Annotated in this window: 17 protein-coding genes; 6 read left to right on the forward strand and 11 right to left on the reverse strand. The window is 37.1% G+C overall.

The features are described from left to right. Window positions 1-210 precede the first annotated feature (210 nt). The gene (locus R3E32_20365; GenBank protein ID MEZ4887096.1) at window positions 211-1275 is read left to right on the forward strand and encodes an alkane 1-monooxygenase; all 1065 of its coding nucleotides are present in this window, start codon (window positions 211-213) and stop codon (window positions 1273-1275) included. Window positions 1276-1346: 71 nt separating this feature from the next. Here R3E32_20365 and R3E32_20370 read toward each other — a convergent pair whose 3' ends face one another. From R3E32_20370 to R3E32_20395, 6 genes are all read right to left on the reverse strand, one after another. Continuing rightward, window positions 1347-2240 (reverse strand): aldo/keto reductase, encoded by an 894-nt coding sequence (locus tag R3E32_20370; GenBank protein MEZ4887097.1) that lies wholly within the window; start codon window positions 2238-2240, stop codon window positions 1347-1349. A gap of 138 nt (window positions 2241-2378) precedes the next feature. Further along, window positions 2379-2723 (reverse strand): 50S ribosomal protein L20, encoded by a 345-nt coding sequence (gene rplT, locus R3E32_20375; protein ID MEZ4887098.1) that lies wholly within the window; start codon window positions 2721-2723, stop codon window positions 2379-2381. A 58-nt stretch (window positions 2724-2781) separates the two neighbouring features. After that, the gene (gene rpmI / locus R3E32_20380; protein ID MEZ4887099.1) at window positions 2782-2976 is read right to left on the reverse strand and encodes a 50S ribosomal protein L35; all 195 of its coding nucleotides are present in this window, start codon (window positions 2974-2976) and stop codon (window positions 2782-2784) included. Between the two features lie 230 nt (window positions 2977-3206). Next, entirely contained in the window at window positions 3207-3425 is a 219-nt protein-coding gene (locus R3E32_20385; protein ID MEZ4887100.1) for a cold shock domain-containing protein, read from the reverse strand. Window positions 3426-3762: 337 nt separating this feature from the next. Then, a complete protein-coding gene (locus R3E32_20390) occupies window positions 3763-5145 on the reverse strand; it encodes an exonuclease domain-containing protein (GenBank protein ID MEZ4887101.1) in 1383 nt (460 codons plus the stop codon). Between the two features lie 50 nt (window positions 5146-5195). Further along, on the reverse strand, window positions 5196-5519 hold the full coding sequence (locus tag R3E32_20395; GenBank protein ID MEZ4887102.1) for a DUF3467 domain-containing protein: 324 nt from the start codon (window positions 5517-5519) through the stop codon (window positions 5196-5198). Between the two features lie 147 nt (window positions 5520-5666). Here R3E32_20395 and R3E32_20400 point away from each other — a divergent pair, with 147 nt between their 5' ends. Next, a complete protein-coding gene (locus R3E32_20400) occupies window positions 5667-6779 on the forward strand; it encodes a site-2 protease family protein (GenBank protein MEZ4887103.1) in 1113 nt (370 codons plus the stop codon). Between the two features lie 116 nt (window positions 6780-6895). Further along, window positions 6896-8080 (forward strand): trypsin-like peptidase domain-containing protein, encoded by a 1185-nt coding sequence (locus R3E32_20405; protein ID MEZ4887104.1) that lies wholly within the window; start codon window positions 6896-6898, stop codon window positions 8078-8080. 143 nt (window positions 8081-8223) lie between these two features. Here R3E32_20405 and R3E32_20410 read toward each other — a convergent pair whose 3' ends face one another. Further along, window positions 8224-9663: an oligosaccharide flippase family protein gene (locus tag R3E32_20410; protein ID MEZ4887105.1), complete on the reverse strand. Its 1440-nt coding sequence runs from the start codon at window positions 9661-9663 to the stop codon at window positions 8224-8226. Between the two features lie 26 nt (window positions 9664-9689). On the opposite strand from R3E32_20410, the gene R3E32_20415 reads away from it, so the two are divergent. Continuing rightward, complete coding sequence (locus R3E32_20415; GenBank protein ID MEZ4887106.1) at window positions 9690-11192, forward strand: hypothetical protein; 1503 nt, start codon at window positions 9690-9692, stop codon at window positions 11190-11192. A gap of 29 nt (window positions 11193-11221) precedes the next feature. Here R3E32_20415 and smpB read toward each other — a convergent pair whose 3' ends face one another. Then, window positions 11222-11686 (reverse strand): SsrA-binding protein SmpB, encoded by a 465-nt coding sequence (gene smpB / locus R3E32_20420; GenBank protein ID MEZ4887107.1) that lies wholly within the window; start codon window positions 11684-11686, stop codon window positions 11222-11224. Between the two features lie 290 nt (window positions 11687-11976). On the opposite strand from smpB, the gene R3E32_20425 reads away from it, so the two are divergent. Both R3E32_20425 and R3E32_20430 read left to right on the forward strand, forming a co-directional pair. After that, entirely contained in the window at window positions 11977-12954 is a 978-nt protein-coding gene (locus R3E32_20425) for a polyprenyl synthetase family protein (GenBank protein MEZ4887108.1), read from the forward strand. A 1044-nt stretch (window positions 12955-13998) separates the two neighbouring features. Then, the gene (locus R3E32_20430; GenBank protein ID MEZ4887109.1) at window positions 13999-15426 is read left to right on the forward strand and encodes an ATP-binding protein; all 1428 of its coding nucleotides are present in this window, start codon (window positions 13999-14001) and stop codon (window positions 15424-15426) included. A gap of 34 nt (window positions 15427-15460) precedes the next feature. Here the strand turns inward: R3E32_20430 and R3E32_20435 are convergent, their stop codons facing one another. The 3 genes from R3E32_20435 to R3E32_20445 are packed head-to-tail and all read right to left on the reverse strand — an operon-like array spanning window position 15461 to window position 18390. Further along, complete coding sequence (locus R3E32_20435) at window positions 15461-15877, reverse strand: hypothetical protein (GenBank protein MEZ4887110.1); 417 nt, start codon at window positions 15875-15877, stop codon at window positions 15461-15463. Window positions 15878-15933: 56 nt separating this feature from the next. Then, entirely contained in the window at window positions 15934-16779 is an 846-nt protein-coding gene (locus R3E32_20440) for a DUF3226 domain-containing protein (GenBank protein MEZ4887111.1), read from the reverse strand. A gap of 6 nt (window positions 16780-16785) precedes the next feature. Further along, a complete protein-coding gene (locus R3E32_20445; GenBank protein ID MEZ4887112.1) occupies window positions 16786-18390 on the reverse strand; it encodes an ATP-binding protein in 1605 nt (534 codons plus the stop codon). Window positions 18391-18486 lie beyond the last annotated feature (96 nt).

The raw sequence follows: 18486 nt of genomic DNA on the forward strand, positions 1-18486 counted from the left end.
CTGAAGTCTTTAGTGCTCCCACAAAAATTGTCAAAGAACCGATTTAAAGTGTTCAAAATATCTAAAATTTAATAACTTGCCAAATTTTATGTACCCATTAAGTGTATATTGAAGCAATTACGTTTGATTTTCAGATTTCAATTGCTTATATTTGAAGGCAACCTACAAGGTTAAAAAACGCTTCATTTTCTGAAATAAACATATTGAGTAATGAAACTACGACCCTTAAAATACCTCCCTGTTTATACAGGTTTAGCAGCAACAGTTATTTCGTTTTCCTCCGAAGGTTGGTGGACTTATACGGCATTGATTTACACCTTTTTTCTGATTCCTATTTTAGATATGTTGATGCCTGCACCCGAAAAAAATATGACGGCAATGGAAGAAGAATTGGCACTCAAAGATCCTTTGTATGATTGGATGGTCTATCTCATGTTGCCAATTCAATACGGATTTTTAGTTTGGTTCTTGGTTATTATTGACGATCCAACGCTGACAACCTTTGAGATGTGGGGGCGCATCACTGCAATGGGAATTTTGTGTGGTAGTTTGGGCATCAATGTGGCGCATGAGTTGGGGCATCGCACCAAAAAATACGAGCAATGGATGTCAAAATCCCTACTGCTCACTTCCCTGTACATGCACTTTTTCATCGAGCACAACCGAGGGCATCACAAGCGAGTAGCTACGCCTGATGACCCTGCTTCGGCTCGATATGGTGAAAATATTTACTTTTTTTATGTACGTTCGGTGGTATTCAGTTATGTCTCTGCTTGGAAATTGGAGGCCAAAAAATTGCAGCAAAAACAGCTTGCTTTTTGGTCTATTCACAACGAAATGCTTCGTTTTCAATTTATCCAACTTGCTTTGTTGGTGGGCATTTACTTTGCCTTTGGATTATTGCCGATGTTGGCATTCATTGCAGCAGCAGCGATGGGTTTTCTGCAATTGGAAACTGTCAATTATATTGAACACTATGGATTGCAACGCCGACAAAGGGATAATGGGAATTATGAAAAAGTGCTTCCCATTCATTCTTGGAACTCTAATCATATTCTTGGACGATTGTTGTTATTTGAACTCACTAGACACAGCGACCATCACTTCAAGGCAAGCCGTAAGTATCAGATTCTCCGACACTTTGATGATGCTCCTCAAATGCCTACGGGTTATCCAGGAATGATGTTGTTGGCAACAATTCCACCTTTGTGGTTTGCAGTGATGCACCGACACATTGCGAAATGCAAGAAAGAATATGGAGGAGCTTGGGCGTAAGGAAATTCCAATTTAAAACTCAATCTCAAATTTGGGTTTCAACCTCAGGGCAGATTTGTATTTGAAATTTCTCAAGGAACTTCATGTCCCATAGATGCTTCCCAAAGTTCAAACCATTCTTCCTGTGTCAATTCTATTTGAAGTGCATCAACAGCTCTTTGAATTCGGTGTGCTTTTGAAGTGCCTAAAACAGGGATTATTTTAGCGGGATGTTTTAATAAAAATGCCAATAAAATTTGGTCTAAGCCATCTGCTTCATACTTCAATGCCAAATCATTGGCAACTTTTCTCACCCTACTTGCTTGACCTTGTTGGACATCTGTAAATACTTTTCCGCTACCCAATGGCGACCATGCCATTGGAGTAATTTTGTGCTGTAAACACTGATGAAGTGTGCCGTCTAAAAAGGGTTGTAAATGTAATACTGATGCTTCTATTTGATTGCTTTCTAATGGAAAACATTGATTCAGTATTTCAAACTGTTCTGTATTGAAGTTAGACACTCCAAAATGCAGTACCTTACCCGATTGCTGCAATTGATGAAAAGCTTCTGCAATTTCGTAGGGGTTCATTAGAGGGGAAGGGCGGTGTATGAGGAATAAATCAATAAAATCGGTTTGCAGTTCCTTCAAAGAGTTTTCTGCCGACCACAAAATATGCTGCTTACTTGTATCGTAGGATTTGATTTTGTGTTGCGGGCGATTTTCATTGACGAGTTTGATGCCACATTTTGTTACGATTTGCATACTTTTCCTAAGAGAAGGTTGCAATTTCAGGGCTTTGCCAAATGCCCCTTCTGTGGTATTGTGTCCATAAATGTCGGCATGGTCAAAGGTCGTAACTCCTGCTTCTATGGATTCGTTTATCAATGATAAAAAGCCTTGTGTAGAAAGATTTGCGCCCCAAACGCCCCACTTCATGCAGCCTGCTACGATTCTGGAAAGACTTAATTTGGTATGCTTCATGTAGTTTATTGTTTGTTTTGTTAATAATTAGCAATTACCTTAACCTAAAAAAGCCAGCATTTTTTCAATGCTGGCTTAAATCGTAGATTACTATGAAAACCTATAAATGATTACATCACAGTAGAAAAGTATCCGTTTTTATTTTACGGAATCCACTATTGCTTTGAAAGCAGTAGGATGGTTCATCGCTAAGTCAGCGAGGACTTTTCTATTGAGGTCAATACCTTTTTCTTGAGCAGCGTGTATAAAAGTGGAATAGCTCATTCCTTCTTGACGCACACCTGCATTGATACGTGTAATCCAAAGTCTTCTAAAAGCGCGTTTTTTGGCTCTCCTATCTCTATAAGCATATACTAAGCCTTTCTCAACAGCATTTTTGGCGACAGTAAATACGTTTTTCCTTCTGCCAAAATAGCCTTTCGCCATTTTGAGTATCTTCTTCCTTCTTGCTTTTGAAGCAACCGAGTTCACTGACCGTGGCATAATTCGATACTATTTAAATAATAAGAAAATAAAAATTAAATATTAGCTTACTAACATCTTATATGTTGAGTAGCAATTTGATGCGAGGGGTATCACTTTTGTGTACCAAACCAGATTTACCAAGATGTCTTTTACGCTTAGGCGATTTCTTGGTCAAAATGTGAGCTTTGTAAGCTTTTGCCCTCTTTATCTTGCCCGAACCAGTGACTTTGAAAGTTTTCTTAGCCCTGGAATGTGTCTTCATTTTTGGCATAATATGTTCCTTTTTTTTAAAGTTCCGCAAAGGTAGGTATTTGCTTTTGCTTATCCAAAGATTTGTCTAATTCTATACAACAAAAAACAAGGTATTGAGTGATTAATTATCAAACTCAATACCTTGCGTTGGTTTCTGTATGAAGTAATTTTGTGTATTTAGTTGCAAACAATTATATACACAAAATTTAGCTGTCATAAGATTGTTAATGTCTTATAGTTTATCAAAAATTACACGTATTCATAAACTGTGAGATTAGTTGCTCTTTCTCCCTTTTCTCCTTCTCGTAGTTCAAATTCTACAAAATCGCCTTTTTCGACGGTATCATAGCCTGAATTGTGAATGTCTCTGATATGTACAAAAATGTCTTTTTGTCTAGGTGTGTTTGACAATTTAATAAATCCAAATCCTCGGTCCTCATCGAACCATTTTACTGTTCCTTCTTGCATAAAAAATGAAGTTTTTTAAAAAAAATAAGTTAAAAAATAGGTAAGCATACTCACGGAGAGATAAAAAAATGATACACACTGCAATTAGGTAAGAATCTCACAAAACCTGTCCCTTTTAATTGAGGGAAATGAAGTTGAAAATACAAAACGTGGGATAAAACTTGTTACTCGATAATTTCTGTGCCTTATCAACTACTTACATACCTATAACGCCCTAAACCCTGAAAATGTTTTGCAATTTATCGATTTTTTTAGTTTACCCATATTTTGGTTTCGTGTAGGATATCTGTTCTATTCAACTTCATATTTTTTAGAAATACTGATAATTTATTTTAAATCAAAAAGTTATTATCGTTTCACCAATGTTTTTGGTGAGGTATTTCTGTATGATTTTATCAATGTATGGATTTGGAGGATAATAAACCAATCCATCTTTGACCACGTCAATTGTGGGCTCTACTTCTGGTTCAAAATAACCAAAACCTATAAATTGGTTATTTTCAATACACACAACTGATTTTTCTTGAATTGTCCGCCCTTCTCCTATAATCATAAAATTAGCGTGTTGGTATTCAAATAAGGATAAAGCCCTGTGAACACGATAGTTGTAACTCTTTGCATCTTCTTTGCCAACACATGCTCCTTTACACAATCGCTGCTTAACATACACACAAGGATGGTCTTTTTTGAGTTTAAGGGGTTCTAGCCCACACAGTTTTGCACACAATCTATACTGCTTTGCCACCTTTTCCAAAGCACTCTGTGCATGTATTTGTTTGCTAAATGCAATGGTTACTTTTTCCTCTTTTTGGATTTTTCGAATGCTTAGATTCAAATATCCTTGTTTATCATAGGCTTTAAAAACGCCATATTGATACACAGATGCACGCATATAACGGTTGTATCTGGGTTTTAGTCGCACAATTTCATAGGACTCTAAAATTTCTGCAATTAACTCACTACCCGTCACTTCTGAACTAATATCAAAAGTGTTTTGTATCATTGACCAGAGTTTACTATTAGGCGTTTTGTTCACAAAATGCTGGATAACCCTTCTGCGAATATCGTTGGTTCTGCCTATATAAATGACGTTTCCTTTGTCATCGTGAAAATAGTACACTCCAGTTTCCTCAGGTAAATCCTCCAAAAAATCCAAGGTCATCCCATTGGGCAGTAGGTCTTCAATGGTTTTCCGACTCAGTGAATGTTGGATATGTTCCTCTGAATCATTTTGGCGCAAGAGATTAAAAAGTTTGACCGTTGCAAAAGCGTCCCCTGAAGCTCTGTGCCGATTAGAGAGAGGAATCTCAAGTTGAGCACACAATTTTCCCAAACTATAGGAAGGGAGATCGGGAAAAATCTTTCGACTCAACTTTACCGTACAAAGTTTCTCTCGCCTAAATTCATAGCCCAATCGTTTGAATTCTGCCTTAACATAGGCATAATCAAACTGTACATTGTGGGCAACAAAAACGGCATCTTCTGTAATCGTTTGAATACGTGGGGCTACATCTTCAAAAGTTGGCGCATCAGATACCATATCATTAGAGATTCCTGTTAGCTTACGGATAAAGGGCGGAATTTCTGTTTCGGGGTTGATAAGCGAAATAAAAGAATCTACAACCTCCTGCCCATCGTATAAATAGATAGCTATCTCGGTGATTTTATCTCTCTTAGGACTTCCCCCAGTAGCTTCAATGTCTATAATCGCATACTTCATTTAATCGCTGCTTGCTATTGTCTTTCAAAAAAATCAATTCATTAAATTTATTAAGCTTGTGATGGTGGTCCTCCGAAATTTATGGGTGGCAAATCGTTGTTTGTTTTCGGTTCAACAATCCCTCCATGTGTTGCTTCATATTTCATAATGTTATCGTTCAATGCACGCAATAATTTTTTAGCGTGTTGTGGAGTCAATACAATCCTCGCTTTTACCTTTGCCTTTGGAACTCCCGGCATTACTTTTACAAAATCTATAACGAACTCTGAATTAGAATGTGTGATAATGGCAAGATTTGAGTACAATCCATCCGCAATATCTTCTGTTAGTTCTATATTTATTTGATTTTTTTTATTTTTTGGAGGAGGATTCATTAAGATATATGTTTAATAAAGAGAATAATTTGCAAGATACGATTTTATTTTCTTTCACTTTAATATCAAAAACAAATTGATTTGTTGTTCTGTTTAACAGCAAACATTTTATCTACTGATTGTAAATATTTTAAACTACGTTGCTCAATGAAAGGAGCTTTAAGAATAGGCAAACTATCGGGAATTGGGGTATTTATTCATTGGACATTTATATTTATCTTGCTTTACATTGCCTATAATGTGACGAAAGCAGGTGGAGATATATGGGCAATTTTGAGAGGGGAAATATTTTTGTTGCTTTTGTACGTTTGTGTTGTCCTTCACGAAATGGGGCATGCTCTTGCTGCTCGAAAATATGGTGTCCGTACTTTGCATATTGTATTGTATCCTATTGGTGGAATAGCTTCTTTGGAGCGAATTCCTGAGAAACCTTTTGAAGAATTTGTGGTAGCCATCGCAGGCCCAATGGTCAATGTAGGTATTGCAATGGGACTTGGACTTTACCTCTATTTATTTGCAGGGCCTACTTCTTTCGAAGAAAGTGGCTCTGCTACATTGGTTACTCTATTAGATACTTTCGACAAATTTATATTTACTCTTATGTGGATCAATATAGGCTTGGTTGGCTTCAATGCTATTCCCGCCTTTCCGATGGATGGAGGAAGGGTGTTACGTGCGTTGTTGGCAATGAAAATTGGAAGGGTCAAAGCCACTCAAATTGCCAGTGTTATTGGACAAGTATTTGCTATTTTGTTTGTAGCCTATGGGTTTTTAACAACGCCTTTTCAACCCTTCATAGTCCTGATTGGCATATTTGTATATATTGCAGCAATGGGTGAAAACCGCATGGTTTACACCGAATCAAAACTTTCAGGTTTCAAAGTCCGAGATGCAATGCGAACAAAATTTATCACCCTCAATGGCACTGATTCCTTGAACGAAGCAGTAAGAGTATTGTTGGCAAGTGCTGAAGATAGTTTCATTGTTTTGCAGGAGAACAAACCCATTGGCGTTTTATACCGTAAAAATTTGATGGAGGCTATCAAAAACGAAGAAACGACAACTATTGCAGATATTACCGTTCGTAAAATTCCTTTTTTGCAAGCAGAACAAGATATTCAGGAAGTTTTTCAATTCATGCAAAGGAGCAGAATACATATATTACCTGTTGTAGATCAATCTTCGCAGTTAGTGGGTGTACTGGATCGCCGCAATTTGGATGACTTTATTGCAGTTCAGGATGTGACAAAAACTCGTTAACATTTGTTAATATCTCAATTATATCTCATTTTTGATGTATCATTACCTATTACTTTGTCGTTTAACCATTGACCACCGCCCTTGAAGTTTGTCTCTTTTCTAAAATTCTTAAGATTATGCGTAATTCTATTCTATCTTTTTTGATATTCACCCTGTTTTTGCTCTCGGGTATTATTTACCTACAATTGAAGCCTGAAACAGATTCAACGCCTCTTGTTGATAAAAAACTTACCGCTACCAATTGGGACTCTTCGGTTGGCAATCAATTTGTTTCTACTCCATTAGTGGCTGAAACAACGACCAATAGTTCTATTACTACTTATCCAAATACGACTACAACAGTTGCTGGGCCAATGGTGGATTTCACTGCCGTTGCAGCTCATACAACCCCTTGCGTTGTCCACATCAAAACTACTTCCAATAACAACAATTCTTCGCTGGGTGAAATGTGGGGAGGTAGCAATGGCAGTGGCGGTTCGTCAGGTTCAGGTGTAATCATTTCAAAAGATGGTTATATCGTCACCAATTACCATGTCATTGAAGGAGCAGGTGCAATTGAAGTGATTCTAAACAACAGGCGAAATTTAGATGCTCAAGTAATTGGAACAGATCCTTCTACTGATTTGGCAGTCATTAGGGTAAGCGATTCCAATTTACAGAGTATTGACTTTGGCGATTCGGACAAATTGCAGGTAGGTGAATGGGTGATGGCTGTGGGAAATCCCTTCAATTTGGCTTCAACCGTGACCACAGGTATTGTAAGTGCTAAAGCACGGAATATCAATATTTTGGAGGACAACCTTGCGATTGAATCGTTTATTCAAACAGATGCTGCGGTCAATCCTGGCAATAGCGGTGGCGCATTGGTCAATCTAAGCGGACAATTGATTGGAGTAAATACTGCAATTGCTACTCCCACAGGCTATTATGCAGGTTATGCATTTGCCGTTCCTGTCAATATTGTTAGAAAAGTGGTGACGGATATCATTGAATTTGGCGAAGTAAAGCGTGGATTTTTAGGCGTTTCTATTCGAGGTATTGACGGTAAATTGGCGAAGAGGTACAAATTGGATGAAGTCGAGGGTGTATATGTGGCGAATGTGAACATCAACAGTGCAGCAGCCAATGCAGATATCAAAGAAGGAGATATTATTTTGGAAGTAGAAGGAGTGAAGGTAAACAGTGCGCCTGAACTGCAAGAACGGATCAGTTTGCACCGACCAGGGGCACATGTCTCACTTTTGATAAAAAGAGATAACAAGAATATACTCAAAGACGTTTTGTTGAAAGGAAGTTATTAATCAAAAACTACTTTTTAGTCAAGTAGTTCAGGTTGGACTTTTGAAGTTTGTACTGAAAATCAATATTCTTCAATAGAGTAAACTTCAAAAGTCTTCACCTCAAATGTGGCAAATTATTTTTTAGGCAATGCTATCAGACACTCCTAAGAAATAATCCCTGCAATGTTTTTCCACTTCAACAATCCAATTCCTAATGCGGCCACCAAACAGCTAAATATACCTATCACCATATTGATGCGCCAATCCAAACCTAAATTTGAAGCAATGTAAGCGATGGACCAACAGATGAGAAAGTAACATATAACTTTCAAAACCGCCTGCCACTTCACCTTCAATTCCACAATTCGGATGGCAAAAACGAGGCACAGAAATCCAACCAAGCCCTGCGTAACTAAAGTAGCAATGGTTGCACCAAAGGCTTGTTGTGTAGGAATCAGCCAACTATTTAAGCCAATATTCAACAACATTCCCGACAATGCAATTCCATTGAATACCTTCATACTACCATTGGCGGTTAGCAATGTACCGAAAGTGTAGGTTATTGAAATCGGGATGAAGGAAAGTATTAGGTAAGCAAAAATTTGTCCGTAATAGGGTGTGTATTCCACATACAACCACTGCATAACCCAATCACTAAACACAAAACAATGTATTGCACCTGCTGATCCAAAAGTATACAACACGGCACTGCTCAAACCTACTAAACTGTTCACATCTTCTTTTTGTGCCAACATTCGTGCAAACATCGGCAGCAAAACATTGGCAAACATGAGTGCAAACATATTGACGACATCCAACAACCGAAAAGCTGCCGCATAAATCCCCGTTTCTTTTGCCCCATTTTCTTTCAACATGAATTCCAACATCACCCCATCAACTCGGTAATAAATACTCATCAACAATACAGCAAGTGCATAGGGATAACTTTCTTTGAAAATGCTGCGAATCAATGAAATATCTAACTTAAATTGCAGATTAGTCGCTACGCCAAATACCATCCAAAAACTCCCCAAAGCAGCCAGAAAATAGGCAAGGGTTTGGGCATAAACAAACCATTCGATGCGAAAAGGACTCGGCGAAAAACTCGCCCAAAGTAAGATTCCACAAATTACAATCATCAGCCCTTTGTCCATGACCGACACAATGCTGTCTTTTTTGAAGAAATGAAGACCCGACAAGTTGGAGCGAAAATACAAGACAAAAGAAGCCATTATTTGATTGAAGCACAGCCAAAACAACAAGTGTATTTGAAAGGAATCGTATTGCAGCCAATAAGCTCCCGACACGCAAAGTATCAAGTAAATTGCTGACAATCCAATTTTTATAAGGAGAATGTTGGGGAGATATCTATTGAGTCTCTCGTGGTTTTGAGCTACCGCCCGATTGTTGAATTGGTTGATACCAAAGTCGAGCAAAATTTGAAACAGCAAGGTGAAGTTGAGCAAGGCAAAGTAAGTACCGTAATCCTCTGCTCCCACCGTATTTTGCACCGTTCGGTCAATGCCAAATACCCAAAATGGCTTGACAATGACATTCAAAAAAATGAGAAACGCTACATTGCTAATAAAATTTTTCGTTTTCATTTTAATTTCTTCCTTATCTTAACCACATGAAGCGGAAAGACAGCTTGTTTCGATTGATTAAAAGCCTCAGCAAGTCGGAGAAAAGATTCTTCAAAATCTATTCTTCCAGACATGTTATTGGCAATCAAAACAACTATGTCCAGCTATTCGATGCCATTGACGGGCAGCGAAGTTACCAAGAAGAAGCCATATTGAAAAAGTTTGAAGGAGAGAAATTTGTGAAACGATTGGCGGTTGCCAAAGCTTACCTCTACGACCTCATCCTCAAAAGCATGAATATCTATCATGCCCAAAATTCTATTGAAGCGCAACTTAGAGAGCTTTTGGGAAATATTGCCTTTTTGTACGATAAACGATTGCTCTATCAAGCACAAGGTCAAGTACTGAAAGCTCAAAAATTGGCGGAGGACTACGAAAAAAGAGCTTTGCTACCTGAAATCATTCGCTGGCAGAAAAAAATAGCGGAAGCCCAACTTTTTGAGGAGGTAAGCATTGAAGATATTCACCAACTATTTGAAAATGAACGAACCACGCTTCAACAGCTTCAAAACATCAACGACTATTGGCTGCTGCAAGCACGCCTTTATTTTCATCAAAACCGCAAAGGTGCGATTACGAATCCCAACGATTTAGCCAAAATTTCGGAAGTGCTGCAATCGCCTTTGATGCAAAAAGAGGAAGCAGATACTCCTCTCGAATCCAAACTGTTGCGCTACAAAGCCTATTCGACCTATTACTTTATGATCCGAGATTTTGCCAACTGCTACGATTACAGCAAAAAACTGATTGAACTCCTAGAGTCCCGCCCCGAACTGCTGCAATTGGATTCGATGCAATATGTGACTTCTATAAACAATCTACTGAACATGAGCAGTATATTGGGTAAAGAAGCCGAACGAAGCAGCTACTTATTGAAGCTCGAAGAAATGATTCACCATAAAAAATGGAAAAAACCCGAAAGCCTACAAATCAAACTTTTTGAAGCCTATTACTACCAAAGCATCCTCCATTGCATTGCCCAAGAAACCTATCAAGAGGGGCTGCCATTGCTGCAAAAAGTGGAGGAAGGATTGCAGCAATTCAAAGGGAAGGTGAATAAAATTGGAGAAGAAATGTTGTGTTTTTACAGTTTTCACATCGCTTTTGGCGCAAAATCGTATAAAAATGCCCGAAAATGGCTCGAAAAAATTACTCTCAATCCCGCCGAAAACCTTCGAGAAGACATCTATACTTTCTCCAAAATCTTGTCTTTGTTGGTGGCTTATGAACTGCAAAATCCACTCTATCTCAAAAAAACGATTCGCAGGGTCTATGCTTTTCTCTATCGCAAAACCCGCACCTATCAATTTGAAAACCATGTTCTTCAATTTTTGCGTGGACTGACGACTATCCAAACAGAAGCGGAATTGAAGGCTCATTTTCAAGAACTTCAAATCAAACTCACTGAATTATCGGCAGATAATTTTGAGCGAAAGGCATTTACTTATTTTGATTTTAGGGCGTGGTTAGCAAAAATGGATAGTGTATAGCCCCCAATTTTCATTACTTCATTTCCAATTTAATACCGCTCACTCATCGTCCTCGCCAAATCTCGCTTCGCATCCTTCTCACGAATCGTATCTTTTTTGTCATACGATTTTTTACCCTTCGCTAAAGCTACTTCCACTTTTATCAACTGGCGGTCATTGAAGAAAATCATGGTAGGAATGACCGTTAGTCCTTTTTCCTTCAATTTTGCCAACAATTTCTTCAACTCACGTTTTTTCAGCAACAACTTTCGATCACGTTTGGGGAAGTGATTGAAGTTACCCGCATTGCCATATTCTGCAATGTGGACATTTTTCAGCCAAAGTTCACCATCTTTGAAGTAGCAGTAGGCATCGCTCATACTGACTTTCCCTAAGCGAATAGACTTTACCTCCGTACCTGTTAGCACAACGCCAGCTTTGTATTTGTTAAGAAAAAAATATTCATAACTCGCTTTTTTATTGTTCACCACAATTTTAATTTCGCCTTCTTTCATGATATTGTTTGGTTAAATGGTTTAACATTTCAATATGAAAACTACAAAAACACGATACAAGTTCAATGGCATCCTGAATTTGTTTGGAAATAACTCTCTCTTTTGGTTAGCTACTTGTGTCTTTCGTTCAAAGTTATTGTAGCTTTGAGATTTCAATTAGCAAGTGAATTTTCATTTTTTATTGAAAATTCTGAAAACAAAGAAACTTTAATGCTTTCTTATTGGTTAAATCTCTATCAAACCAACACAATAAGATCATGCTACTTGAAGCTAATCTAAAAAAAGCAACTATGTCCCTTACCATCAAGGATATAAGGCAACCCATTGCAGCAGAATTAGATGCTTTTGAAAAAAAGTTTAGAGCATCCATGCAGACCAAAGTACCGCTATTGGACAAGATTATGTATTACATCGTCCAACGTAAAGGTAAGCAAATACGTCCGATGTTCGTATTTTTTGCAGCAAAATTGATGGGAGGAATCACCGAAGCAACCCATCGTGGAGCAGCTTTGGTCGAACTGTTGCACACTGCTACGCTGATTCACGATGATGTAGTAGATGACGCTTATGAGCGACGTGGGTTTTTTTCGGTCAATGCGCTTTGGAAAAACAAAATTGCCGTTTTGGTGGGTGATTATTTGTTTTCGAGAGGAATGTTGCTTTCTGTAGAAAATAATGATTTTGAATTACTTAGAATTGTTTCGAGGGCTGTCAAGGAAATGAGCGAGGGGGAGTTACTGCAAATCGAAAGAAGCCGAAGATTGAACTTGGACGAAGAAGTATATTACGAAATTATCCGCCAAAAAACAGCTTCTTTGATTGCCTCTTCTTGTTCGATTGGTTGTGCATCTGTCACAGAAGACAAGGAGACTCAAAAATTGGTGTGGGATATTGGTGAAAAAATTGGTATCGCTTTTCAGATTCGAGATGATTTGTTTGATTTTGGAGCAGACACAAAAATTGGGAAACCGACAGGCATTGACATCAAAGAAAAAAAGCTGACCCTTCCGCTTATTTATGCCATTCACCATGCCTCTAAAAAAGACAAAAAATACCTTATCAATACCATCAAAAAACACCATGACAACAAAAAGAAAGTCAAGGAAGTAATAGACTATGTTTGGGAAAGTGGTGGAATAGAATATGCTACCGAAGCCATGCAACAATACCGTGCGGAAGCAATGGAACTCCTTAAAAAATTTCCTGATAATGAAGGGCGTAGAGGCTTAGAACAGTTACTTTGGTTCACCACCGATCGCACGAAATAACACCTATATTCCCATTTATGCTTAAAAAATTCCCTTTCATCCCATTTCATTTTTCAGAGTTCATAACCTTCTCTATATTTGTATCATAAGAAAACCTAATAACCCCTAAAAACAACTAATTTTTTGGAAGCAATGAAATCGCCAAAACCCTTGTTTTTATCCTAAACCTGATAATACCCTAATAACTCTCATTACCCCTAATACCCTTTTATTGTACCCTATAAAAAATGCCTCACAATTTGTGGGGCATTTTTATTGGTCATCACTCAATCCTCACCATTCACTCCCAAATAATTCCCTTTCATCCCGTCTCATTTTTCAGTACCCATTTCTTAGTCTATCTTTGTGTCATAAGAAAACCTAATAACCCCTAAAAACAACTAATTTTTTGAAAGCAATGAAATCGCCAAAACCCTTGTTTTTATCCTAAACCTAATAATACCCTAATAACTCTCATTACCCCTAATACCCTTTTATTGTACCCTATAAAAAATGCCTCACAATTTGTGGGGCTTTTTTATTTTCCTTTATTGAACTATACCAAAGATTCATTCACTCCCCAAAAACTCCCTTTCATCCCATTTCATTTTTCAAAGTCCATGCCCCCCCTTATATTTGTAGCATAAGAAAACCTAAATAACCCCTAAAAACAACTAATTTTTGAAATAAAGAAATTCGCCAAAACCCTTGTTTTTATCCTAAACCTAATAATACCCTATCGCTTATTGAACCCTAATAACAGTTTCAGTTCAGTTTAATAAAAAAATGCCTCACAATTTGTGGGGCATTTTTTTGTTGGTTATCCCTCTACTCTGAATAGATACTGTCTTAACCAATTAAACAATAACCTCAAAGCCAAGCACAAGGGGATTTGGATTAAAATCCTTATAGTCCAAAAATTCAGTAATGACATCATTTTCCCTACAACTCAAAAGGCTTTTGGGGAGTTGATTTCGTTTTTAGAGCAGTGATTTTTATTATTTTGGTTCGGAATCTTTGTATATTTACCACATTCCGAACCAAAATAATTCAATACCATATAAAATGGCAACAAAATTAATTGGGCGAACCAAAGAAATTGCACGTTTACAGGAAGCATTGGCATCTGATGAAGCCGAGATGATTTCTGTTATTGGTCGGCGAAGAGTAGGTAAGACTTTTTTGATACAAGAGGTTTACAAAGAACACATTGTATTTGAAATATCGGGCATCCAAAATGCAGACAAAAACCAACAACTCCGAAACTTTATAGAACGACTGATTGAGTTTTTTCCAGATACCGAGGTTCAACAACCCAAAGACTGGTTAGATGCTTTTTTTGTATTGGTACGTTTGCTACGAGCGCAAAAGGCAAATAAAAAAAGGGTCGTATTTTTTGATGAAGTACCGTGGATAGCCACTCAAAAATCGGACTTTCTGAAAGGACTAAGCTACTTTTGGAATTCTTGGGCGGTTCGTCAAAATATCGTTGTCGTACTCTGTGGGTCAGCAGCTTCTTGGATGATTAAGAAGATTTTGAGAGACAAAGGAGGCTTACACAATCGAGTCACCCACCGCATTCGACTACAACCTTTTACGCTTTCCGAAACCGAAGCCTACCTCGAAAGTCGTGCTGTCTATTTCGACCATTACCAATTGCTCCAACTCTATATGGTGATGGGTGGGATTCCTCACTATTTGAAGGAACTCAAAAGCGGTAAAAGTGCCATTCAAAACATCAATCAAATTTGCTTTAGTGAGGATGGTTTATTAAGTGATGAGTTTCTAAGCCTTTACCCAGCTCTTTTTCACCGTTCTGATTACCATGTAGCCATCATTCGGGCATTGGCTACCAAACAAAGTGGTATGAACAGAGGTGAAATACTGGGGGCAGCAAAGTTACCTGATGGCGGTCGAGTCAGTCAAGTTCTGGATGAATTGTATCAATCAGGTTTTATTACCATGTACCCTCCTTTTGGAAAGAAGAAAAAAGGGCAAGTCTATCGTTTGATTGATGAGTATTCGCTGTTCTATTTGCGGTTTATCGAAAAAAACCTCCACAATCCTCCAAATTGGACAAGCCTTAGTCAAACACAGCCCTACAAAATTTGGTGTGGCTATGCCTATGAAAATGTTTGCCTGAAACACATTGCTTACATTAAGAAAGCATTGGAGGTCAATGGCATTTATTCCACTACTTCCTCTTTTTTAAAACAAGGTGATGAAAACACACAAGGTACTCAAATTGATTTGGTGATTGACCGCAACGACCACATTATCAATCTTTGTGAGGTCAAATTCTACAATGTTGAATTCACCGTCACGAAAGAGTATGCCCAAAAATTAAGAGAGAAAATTCGTGTTTTTCAAGAAACTACCAAAACCAAAAAACAAATACAATTGGTGCTGATTACCACCTTTGGCTTGAAGCACAACAAACATAGTTTGGGTTTGGTGAATGCTGATTTTGGGATGGAGGTGTTTTTTGGTTGAGTGTCAGAATTAAACAGCAAATTTATTGAGGTTGCTACTCTTCCTTTGTGCAATCAACCACCTCTAAATCACTATTCCACTTCTCTTTCACTTCCTCAAATACCTCTCTCAACTCCACTGCAATTTCAGCAGGAGGATAACCCGACAAACCAAAAGCAATCATGCGTTCTGCTTCTCTGTAGTCACTCGGATTAGGAGTAGGGAGATTCAACAACAAACAAGCAGCACTGCGAAACAAGACAGAACGACTTGGTTCTGTTTCATAGCTGTTTATCAACAACATAGCTGCCGCTTTTTCGTACTCAAAAGCAGCTTTGTATTTTGATTGAGCCGCTTCAAAATCTTCCTTTCTTTTGGCATGAAAGGCTTCATCGGCTAAGTGCATTGCCTTGTTGTGCAATTCATCAATAGGGTTTATTGTGCTTGTTTTTTGAGGTTCTGCTGCAATCATCGTTTTTTGATTTTTAAAGTTGGTCTGCTAAATTCTACAAAAAAATAAAGGTCTTTTTATTCCAACTCTATTATCCCTCTAATAAAATGAATCAGTTTTTGCACATTCTCGTCAGCATTTATTTTTGTATTCGTAATATATTTACAGTCTGTAATCATCACACTATTACTCTTTCCTGGTTTTTGAAGTTGTCCAGTTATACCAATCAGTGCCTTTTGACGGCTAAATTTCTTAGGTCTATTTCCTTCAAATTTATCCATGTATTCTTCTGCTGCTGAAAAAACTGCTTCATTATCCTTCCGCATAAGCGGAATCAAATGGTCTTCTAAAGCTCCAGAACCTTCTTCATTTGCAAATACAAAGACACCAATACTTGTGCATTCATCCACATTTTTGTACGTTTGAATTGCTTGGTCAATTTGAAGTTTGGTACAAAAATCAGGAAGTAATTCTTTGTAATGTTTTTGGATGGCTTCAATTCGATTGGAAATTGCCTCGTCTGCATCATAGAAAAACACAATCTGCAAGCTAAATTCTTCAGTTTCTTCAAATTCTGAATCAATAGCAACTAAAAAAGATTCGATACAGGGACGGGCTAAATCATAACGGCTTTCGCCTCCTAATTGCCATATCACGATGAAATGTTTATTCGGATTCGTTGGAGGTAATTTTTTTTGCAGGATATACCAAGGCAAAACGCCTATTCCCCTGTTCCAAGGGTCTGTATCGGATAAAGCAGAAGTCTTTGCCAATTCTGACACAATATATTTTCGTAAAACATCGGGGTAGTTATCTAAGGTTTGGTCTGTTTTATTGCTCCAACCATCTGCTTTCAACAACCTATAAATGTAAGGCGGTTCATCTTTGCCCTCACAAAAGAGTAAACTCAATGTCTTTGCCATAATTGATTAGCCTCTTAAATCCAGTGAAAAATTCTCAATTTGCAACTGCAGCTTTCTGCCTACTGCTTTTTTGTAGGTAACCTCTCCATTTTTTCGCTCTAATCTAAAGCCAGTTATTTGCTCATTTTTATAATCGTTCTCAAAAAATGCTTTTATGCACTCATTACTATGTGTAGAGACAAACAATTGAACATTAAAGCGTTCTGCCAATATTTGTAGGAATTTAGTGAATTTAACGAGCAAAGTATGGTGGATAGCATTTTCAATTTCATCTATACAAAGAACACCATTTTCCGCTGCGGCTACCATCATTGAAATATAAAAAATACGCTGTACCCCATCTCCAAATTCCGTTAAATCCATTGTTCTATCTGCCCGACTGCTATTTGAGTGTGTCACCAAAAATCTAAATTGTGAGCCTTCTCCTACTTTATCAATATCTTGTATATTATCATCAATATTGTTTCTAATAAATGCTATAATTTCGTTAAAAACACCTTTTTCGACTGCAATTTCATGGTAATGTTGAATTATTTGACGGTCCATTAATGAAAAAGGGTTTGACATTACTATTCTACAAATGCTTTTAGTTTTTTCATAATATAAAACAGCTTCTTTTCTATCATATAGATGTGTAGTCGTAGTTAAAACTTCCTCATTGAAGGTAGCAGATAATTTCACAGAACTTAAATAATCCGTTCTATCAAGAGTAGCATCATTATCTATGAATTTCTTTATTTCTATCGCACAATTTTTGTTGTCAAATACACCTGATAAGTTTAATTTTGAAGGAAGAATTTTACTAAACCATTCGGTAGGAATGCCTTGTAAGAATTTACCTCTTCGTTGATAAACATCATATAATCCATTCACATCATTCAAATGACACAATAAATTGATTGCTTCCAAAAAAGAAGTTTTACCTGTATTATTTTCTCCTGCAATGATGTTCACTTTATTAAAAGAACCGACTTCTAAATTGGGAGCAAAGTGTTTGTATTGTTTTAGTGATATAGATTCTAATTGACTAGAAGGGAAATCATAAATAACATCAATGGGCATTGAAGTTTCTGTAAGTAAACGGTTACTGTAATTAACAATTTGCGTTTTATTTAAATCTTTTATTACATCTGTAATTTTTTTCAAAAACACATTATAATTAGAGTTCACCCCTCTATCTTCAAACTCCAATTTTATATCTTTCGCCTTTTGCTTCACTAATGTAACTGGAACGTTTTCAAATATTTTTGGATTTAATTCTCCTATATCATAATCTTCATCTTTAAATTTTCTTTCCATGAATTTCAGTGCTGCAACATTCCTATTTCCTTTCAAGGTAAAATAATATCCATTATGCGTTTCCTTAACTTGAATTTGGTGAAATTCAACGTAGCCATTAACTTTGAAACTTTGCAATAAATTCTCAATATACTGATTTTTATCTCCACAAAGATAGCGAAATATACTATTTTGAATAACGTCTCCTTCAATCAGTTCATAGTTTACCTTCATGGATTGAGAGGTATCAGTAGATGGAGAATCATGAGAATGTAACAATAATTTATTAAGAGGAACTTTTATGCGTTCTTGATTTTTATTTTTAACAGACATATTGTTATTGAGTATTTTCAAATGTATATATCTAAAATTTCTTTTAAAGTTCTACAAATATAGCCTTTTTAGTGAACTTTCATTTAACCATCTATT

The sequence above is a fragment of the Chitinophagales bacterium genome (assembly GCA_041392475.1).
Lineage (GTDB): Bacteria > Bacteroidota > Bacteroidia > Chitinophagales > UBA2359 > JAUHXA01.